Source organism: Massilia sp. TWR1-2-2 (assembly GCF_049897565.1).
Taxonomy (GTDB): Bacteria; Pseudomonadota; Gammaproteobacteria; order Burkholderiales; family Burkholderiaceae_D; genus JAFCUW01.
This window is the reverse complement of sequence record NZ_JAFCWM010000059.1, coordinates 7,720-15,311: the sequence shown is the minus strand read 5'-3', so window position 1 is coordinate 15,311 and position 7,592 is coordinate 7,720. Positions and strand designations below refer to the sequence as shown.

General features: G+C 65.5%; 7 protein-coding genes. 4 read left to right on the top strand and 3 right to left on the bottom strand.

What is annotated here, in order from left to right:
- Both ACP7DD_RS25745 and ACP7DD_RS25740 read left to right on the top strand, forming a co-directional pair.
- A partial coding sequence (locus ACP7DD_RS25745; protein ID WP_426178149.1) for a reverse transcriptase domain-containing protein occupies nucleotides 1–840 on the top strand: 840 nt, incomplete at its 5' end.
- Nucleotides 841–1,124: 284 nt separating this feature from the next.
- Complete coding sequence (locus ACP7DD_RS25740; RefSeq protein ID WP_426178147.1) at nucleotides 1,125–3,674, top strand: prolyl oligopeptidase family serine peptidase; 2,550 nt, start codon at nucleotides 1,125–1,127, stop codon at nucleotides 3,672–3,674.
- 104 nt (nucleotides 3,675–3,778) lie between these two features.
- Here ACP7DD_RS25740 and ttcA read toward each other — a convergent pair whose 3' ends face one another.
- From ttcA to ACP7DD_RS25725, 3 genes are read right to left on the bottom strand one after another with little or no spacing between them, the layout of a single operon-like run.
- Nucleotides 3,779–4,693: a tRNA 2-thiocytidine(32) synthetase TtcA gene (gene ttcA, locus ACP7DD_RS25735; RefSeq protein ID WP_426178145.1), complete on the bottom strand. Its 915-nt coding sequence runs from the start codon at nucleotides 4,691–4,693 to the stop codon at nucleotides 3,779–3,781.
- Complete coding sequence (locus ACP7DD_RS25730; protein ID WP_426178143.1) at nucleotides 4,690–5,088, bottom strand: dihydroneopterin aldolase; 399 nt, start codon at nucleotides 5,086–5,088, stop codon at nucleotides 4,690–4,692. Before ACP7DD_RS25730 ends, ttcA begins: the two co-directional genes overlap by 4 nt.
- 9 nt (nucleotides 5,089–5,097) lie before the next feature.
- Nucleotides 5,098–5,874: an SDR family oxidoreductase gene (locus ACP7DD_RS25725; RefSeq protein ID WP_426178141.1), complete on the bottom strand. Its 777-nt coding sequence runs from the start codon at nucleotides 5,872–5,874 to the stop codon at nucleotides 5,098–5,100.
- A 69-nt stretch (nucleotides 5,875–5,943) separates the two neighbouring features.
- On the opposite strand from ACP7DD_RS25725, the gene ACP7DD_RS25720 reads away from it, so the two are divergent.
- A complete protein-coding gene (locus ACP7DD_RS25720; RefSeq protein ID WP_426178139.1) occupies nucleotides 5,944–7,092 on the top strand; it encodes a class I SAM-dependent methyltransferase in 1,149 nt (382 codons plus the stop codon).
- Between the two features lie 89 nt (nucleotides 7,093–7,181).
- The coding region (locus ACP7DD_RS25715; protein WP_426178138.1) for a J domain-containing protein at nucleotides 7,182–7,592 on the top strand (411 nt) is incomplete at its 3' end.

The window sequence follows — 7,592 nt, the reverse complement described above, 5'->3', positions numbered from 1 at the left end:
GTCGTGGTTGATGTTGACCTGTCGAAGTTCTTCGACCGGGTCAATCATGACATCCTGATCGACCGCCTGAGGAAACGCGTGGACGACTCCGGAGTGATCCGTCTGGTCCGTGCCTATCTGAACAGCGGCATCATGGATCATGGCGTGGTGCAGTCGCGAGATGAAGGAACGCCGCAAGGTGGTCCCTTAAGCCCGTTGCTGGCCAACGTAATGCTTGATGAAGTGGACAAGGAACTGGAACGGCGCGGCCATCGCTTCGCGCGCTATGCCGACGACGCGAATGTGTACGTTCGCAGCGTGAAGTCGGGCGAACGGGTGATGGCGCTGCTGCGGCGCTGCTATGCCAAGTTGCACCTCGTGGTCAACGAAAGCAAAAGTGCCGTAGCCAGCGTCTTTGGTCGCAAGTTCCTCGGTTACAGCCTGTGGGTGGCGCGTGGGGGCGAAGTCAAACGCAAGGTGGCCGCGAAGCCATTGAAAACGTTTAAACAACGCGTCCGTGAACTGACCCGCCGCACTTGCGGTCGGTCGATGTCGGATGTGGTGGAACAACTTCGTTCCTATATGCTGGGTTGGAAAGGCTACTTCAAGCTGGCCCAGACGCCTACAGTCTGGAAAGCCCTCGATGAGTGGCTGCGTCACAGGCTTCGAGCCATCCAGCTCAAGCACTGGAAGCGCGGAACTACCATGTATCGTGAATTGCTGAAACTGGGTGCACCGCCATCGGTAGCCAGGCAGATCGCTGCAAACAGCCACTGCTGGTGGCGCAACAGTGCCAAATTACTCAATAGCGTGCTCACCATAGCGTACTTTGATCGCCTTGGCGTACCACGTCTTTCTTAACCTCAACTAGTCGAATCGCCCGGTGCGGACCCGCATGCCGGGTGGTGTGGCAGGGGAGCAGCTATTACTAGCTGCCCCCTATGCCGATGTCTGGCGGCCCGGATCGCCAGGCGCGCGCCCAGTGTTCGCGCGCCGCCCCGAGCACAGATTTGTATCAAAAGTTATCTTGCCAAGATTTAATGTTGCTAGAGAAATACTTTCGTGGCCTAATGTGCCGTATCACTTGCGCGGACGGCGATCCGGTCCGTGCACCATGTATTTCAATCAAGAAGCGGAGAACCACCATGCAGGGGAAATATCTGTTGTGCGGCCTCGTCGGCACCACGCTCGCAGTTGGCATGACGTCCACCTCGATCGCGGCGCCAGCGGCCGCGACGCCAGCGACCGCTTCCAGCGCCTACAATCAGCCGCCGAAGGAAATCCTCGACGTGATGCGCGCGCCGGCGCCGCCATCGCCTTCCCTCAGCCCGACCCGCGACAAGCTGATGCTCGTCACCATGCACGATTATCCATCGATCGCCAAGGTGGCCACGCCTTTCCTGCGCCTGGCCGGCGTGCGCATCGAACCGGGCAACCGCAGCCAGCATGACACGCCGGGTGGCTACGGCATCCCGCCATGCGTGAGCGCCATTGATCTGGTCCAGGTGGCCGACGGCAAGCGAACGGCGGTGAAGCTGCCGGCCGACGCCTGCCCGCGCCGGCCGGTCTGGAGCGCCGACGGCCAGCGCTTTGCCTTCGAAAACATCACCACCGAAGCGGTCGAATTGTGGGTGGGCAACGCCAGCACCGGCGCCGTGCGCCGCCTGCCGGGCGTGCGCCTGAACCAGATGTTCGGCGACCAGGTGCAGTGGATGCCCGACCAGAAAACGCTGCTCGTCAAGCTGGTGTCCGCGCGCAAGGGACCGCCGGTGGCGCCGCCCGGCTCGGCCGGCCCGGGGATTCAGGAATCGTCCGGCCAGAGCGGTCAGAGCAGCACGTATGAAAACCGCGACACGCTGCGCAATCGTGACGACGAAGAGCTGTTCAACTACTACGGCACGTCGCAACTCGCGCTGGTCGATGCCGCCAGCGGCAACATCACGCCGGTCGGCAAACCCGGCTTGTATGAGGAACTGGGCGTGGCGCCCGATGGCCGCCACGTGCTCGTGACAGAAATCCGTCCGCCGTACTCGTACGTCACCACCTTCGACCGCTTCCCCAAACAGGTCGACCTGTGGGACCTGGCCCGGCGTGCGGCCAAAGGCGCCAATCCCGTCCTGCGCGAAATCGCCGCGCTGCCGCTGGCCGACCGCGTGCCCAACCGCGGTGTGCCGGTCGGTCCACGCAACTTCAGCTGGCGGCCTACCGACGCGGCCACGCTGGTCTGGGCTGAAGCGCTCGACGGCGGCGACCCGAACGTGCAGGCAGCCGACCGCGACAAGCTGGTGATGCTCAAAGCGCCGTTCAACGCGGCACCGGCGGAAATCACCCGCACCGGCCAGCGCTTCGCCGGCCTGTCCTGGAGCGAGCAGCCGGGCGTGGCCCTGCTGAGCGACTACGACGTCAACCGCAAATGGCGCCGCACCTGGCAGCTCAATGTCGACGACGCGCAAGCTTCGCCTCGCCTGATCTGGGACATGTCGAGCGATGAGAAGTACGCCAGCCCCGGCACTCCGGTGCGCCGCCAGCTGGCCAACGGCTTTTCCGTCGTCCGCCAGGACGGCGACACCATCTTCCTGTCCGGCGCTGGCTCATCGCCCGACGGCGACCGTCCTTTCCTCGACAAGTTCAACCTGAAAACCCAGCAAGCCGAACGGCTGTTCCGCAGCAGCAAAACCGCCCATGAACAGTTCATCGGCTTCGCCGGCAACGATGCGGGCCGGCTGCTGACCTGGTACCAGTCGGCCGAGGAAACGCCGAACGCCTTCGTGCGCACCCTGGGCGCGAGCACCACCGCCGCTGCCGGCGAGCCAGGCTACGCCTCGTCCGGCGTGGCGCTGACCCACCTGGCCGATCCGGCCCCGCGCATGCGCGAGATCAAGAAGCGCCTGGTGAAATACAAGCGCGCCGACGGCATGGAGCTGTCGTTCACCCTCTATACCCCGCCCGGCTACACGGAGGGCACACGCCTGCCGACTATCCTGAACGCCTACCCGCAGGATTTTGCCGACGCGTCCAAGGCTGGCCAGACCACCGGCTCGCAGGCGACCTTCACGCGCTTGCGCCAGTACCGCCTGCTGCTGTTGTCGGGCTACGCCATCATCGACAGCGCCGCCTTCCCGATCGTCGGCGATCCGCGCAAGGCGTATGACACGTACACCGAGCAACTGGTGGCCAACGCCAAGGCTGCCGTCGACGAAGCGGTCCGCCTCGGCGTGGCCGACCCAGCCCGCATCGGCGTGACCGGCCATAGCCATGGCGCGCTGATGACGGCCAACCTGCTGGCCCATTCGAATCTGTTCCGCGCCGGCGTGGCCACCAGCGGCTCGTACAACAAGTCGCTCACGCCGTTCGGTTTCCAAAATGAGCGCCGCTCGGTGTGGGAAGCGCCGGACGTGTACACCAGGGCCTCGACCTTCTTTTACGCCGACAGGCTGAAGACGCCGCTGCTGATCGTGCACGGCGCCGACGACGCCAACCCGGGCACCACGCCGCTGCAATCGACCAAGCTGTACGAGGCGATCCGCGGCAATGGCGGTGTGACGCGGCTGGTGATGCTGCCGCACGAGCCGCACTGGTACGCAGCGCGCGAGTCAAATGAGCAGCTGGTGTATGAAATGCTGCGATGGTTCGACAAATACGTCAAGAACGCACCGGCAAGCACGCCGGCAGGCACGCCAACCGCCGGCCGCTAAACGATTCGAGCCGCACGCCTTTGCCCCGTTATTTCGCCTGGGCGGAAGAACGGGGGTAACCCTTCGGATTCACGCCTGGTTCCTCCTTCTAGCCGAACAGGTTCCTACTGCGGCTGGATCGAGAACACTCCCGGCGCCGGGGTGGAACACGGCTCCTCGTCAAACGCGATGTCCCCCAGCGGATTGGCGACGCCGTCCGTTTTCAGGTCGGTAAAACCGAACAAATCACGGTCCATCAGATGTGACGGCACTACCGTCGACAGCGACGAGAAGATGCTTTCGACGCGGCCGGGATATTTTTTTTCCCATTCGCGCATCAAGCCCTTGATCTGCTTGCGCTGCAAATTCTCCTGCGAGCCGCACAGATCGCATGGGATGATCGGGAACTGTTTTACCTCGGCGTAGCGGGCCGAATCGGCTTCCTTCACGTACGCCATCGGGCGAATCACCATGTGCTTGCCGTCGTCGGACACCAGCTTGGCCGGCATCGATTTGAGCTTCCCGCCGAAGAACATATTCAGGAAAAACGTCTCGAGGATGTCGTCGCGATGGTGACCGAGCGCGATCTTGTTGCAGCCCAGTTCATCGGCGACGCGGTACAGGATGCCGCGGCGCAGCCGCGAACACAGCGAGCACGTGGTCTTCCCCTCCGGGATCAGCCGCTTGACGATGCTGTAGGTATCCTGGTTCTCGATGTGGAACGCGATGCCGAGCCTGGTCAAATAGGCCGGCAGGATATCGGCCGGGAAGTTCGGCTGCTTCTGGTCGAGGTTGACCGCGACGATGTCGAAGTGGATCGGTGCGCGCTCGCGCAGCGTCATCAGGATGTCGAGCAGCGCGTAGCTGTCCTTGCCGCCCGACAGGCACACCATCACCTTGTCGCCGTCCTCGATCATGTTGAAGTCGCCGATCGCCTGGCCCACCAGGCGGCACAGCCGCTTGTGCAGCTTGTTGTTCTCGTGCGCGGTCTTTTCCATGTCGCGCGTGTTCGGTTCGATCACTGCTGCTGCGCCGCTCATGCTTCTTCCTTGATCTGGAAAACTTCAACGCCGACGCCTTCGCAGTCGGGATAGACGTCCGGCTTCATGGTCGATACGCGCACCGCGCGCACCCGCGGGTGCGCCAGCATCGCGCGGGCGACGTCGTCGCACAGCGTCTCCTGCAGGTGCACGTGGCCCTCGGCCATGCGGCGCGACACCGTCTCGCGCATGAAATCGTAGTCGACCACTTCCTCGAGCTGGTCGGACTTCGGCGTCGACTGCGCCAGCGGGATGTACAGGTCGACGTTGATCAGCACGCGCTGCTCGCCGCGCTTTTCGAAGTCGTGCACGCCGATGTTGATCATCACTTCGTAATTGCGCAGGAACAGCCGGCGGCAATCGGCCAGCTTGGGGTGGGTCAGTGCGGACAACATGGTTAAGCCTTATTTGGTGAGGAACATCACGTCGCGCGGCAGCGGCATCAGGTGCTGGCCGCCGTCGACGAGTAGGGTGGTGCCGGTAACGGCGCGCGCGCCGGCCAGGTAGCAGACCGCGTCGGCCACGTCTTGCGGCGTGCTCGATCGGCCGAGCGGCGTGGCCTGGTGCGCGCTGGCAAAGCCGGCCTCGGTCTGCTCGCCCGACACCATCGTGATGCCAGGAGCGACGCCGACCACGCGCACCGTCGGCGCCAGCGCCTGGGCCAGCATCGTGGTGGCAGTTTGCAGCGCCGCTTTCGACAGCGTGTACGACAGAAAATCGGGATTCAGGTTGGCCAGCTTCTGGTCGAGCAGGTTGATGACCACTGCCTGGCTGCCGGCCGGCGTGGCCGCGTGCAGCGCCTGCGCCAGCAAGATCGGCGCGCTGACGTTGGCCTGCATGTGCGCCGCCAGCAGCTCCGGCGAAAAATCGGCCGCGCTGTCGTACTCGAACAGCGAGGCGTTGTTGACCACGCAGCTGACCGCGCCGATGGCCTCGGCGGCGCGCGCGACCAGCGTGCGCACCGCGGCGCTGTCGGCCAGGTCGCACTCGAGCAGCACGGCGCGCCGGCCCAGCGCCGTGATGGCGTCCGCCGTTTCCTGTGCCTCGGCGCGCGAATGGCGGTAGTGGACGGCGACGTCCCAGCCGGCCTGCGCCAGCGCGATCGCAATGGCGCGCCCGATGCGCCGCCCGGCGCCGGTGACGAGCGCGGTTTGCTGCCGTCCGCTTGTGGTTGAAGTCATGTTGTCGTTTCGATTATGCGCCAGGCTGCATAAATGGTTAGTGTCTGCCGTTGTCGCTACAATGCCGGAATGCCCCTACCTGAACCCGATAGCGACGCGCTGGCCGCGTCCCACGCGCTGCAGCAGCTGATCGCCAACGAGATTGAGCAGCACGACGGCAGCATCACGTTTGCCCGTTTCATGGAGCTGGCGCTGTACGCGCCGCGCCTGGGCTACTACAGCGGCGGCGCGGCGAAGCTGGGCAGGGACGGCGATTTTACAACGGCGCCTGAAATCACCCCGCTGTTCGGCGCCGCGCTGGCCCGCGTCACAGCCTCTATTATCGCCCAAAGCGCGCCCAACATCCTCGAATTCGGCGCCGGCACCGGCAAACTGGCGCGCGACGTGCTCGCCGCGCTGGCCGCCGACGGCGTCGCCATCGACAGCTACGCCATCGTCGAACTGTCGGGCGAACTGCGCGCGCGCCAGCAGGAGGCGCTGGCCGATTTCCCGCAGGTGCGCTGGCTGGACGGTTTCCCCGACGCCTTCAGCGGCGTGGTGCTGGCCAACGAGGTGCTCGACGCGATGCCGGTCGAACTGGTGACGAAGACGCCGGCCGGCTGGCGCCAGGTGATGGTGACGGTCGCCGATGGCCGCTTCGTCTTCGCCGACCGCGCGCCCGACGCCGCGCTGGCGGCGCACATCGGCCGCCAGATTCCCGACGCCGAGCTGCTGGCGATCGGCTACCTGACCGAGGTCCATCCTGTCGCCGCCGGTTTCATGGCGACGCTCGCGCGCATGCTCGAAGGCGGCGCCGGCGCGGCGATCCTGTTCGACTACGGCTTCCCGGCGCACGAATACTATGTCGACGACCGCACCGGCGGCACCTTGATGTGCCACTATCGCCACCACGCTCATCCCGATCCGTTCTACCTGCCAGGTCTGCAGGACATCACCGCCCACGTCGACTTCACCGCCATGGCGCTCGCCGCCCAGGACGCCGGTGTGGACGTGCTGGCCTACATGAGCCAGGCCGGCTTCCTGCTTGGCGCCGGCATCGGCGAGCTGCTGCTTCGAACCGACCCGCAGGACGCGCTGCGCTACCTGCCGCAGGCGAACGCGGTGCAAAAGCTGGTGTCGCCGAGCGAAATGGGCGAGCTGTTCAAGGTGCTGGTGGTCGGCAAGGACGTCGAACTGCCGGCGCCGATCGCCGCCGCCGACCGCAGCCACCGGCTCTAGCGGTCAGACGCCGGTGCGAAGCGGCCAACTCAACCGGGGTCCGGCCCGGCAGACTTCTGGTATCGCTCAGTATCGCTTATCATGAAGCCATGGCCAAGATCCACACTCATTATGACAACCTGAAAGTGGCGCGCCTGGCGCCGCCGGAAGTCATTCGCGCGGCCTACAAGGCGTTGACCCAGAAATACCATCCCGACAAGAACCCAGGCGACGAGAAGGCGGCCCGCATCATGGCCATTCTCAACACCGCCTACGGCATCCTGGCCGACCCGGTGCGCCGCAAGGAGCACGACGAGTGGATCGCGGCCGAGGAATGGGAAATCGCCTGGCTCGACAGCACCCGCACCGACGACGGCCACAAGGCGCGCGAGGGCGCCCCGGCGCATGCCTGGGAGCCGCAGCCGGTCGAGGCGCCGGGGCCGGATCGGCGCCGGCGCGCCCCCCAGGGGGGGGGGGGGCGGGGGGCCGGCGGCGCCGCCCGGGGGGCGGGGGGGCGGCGG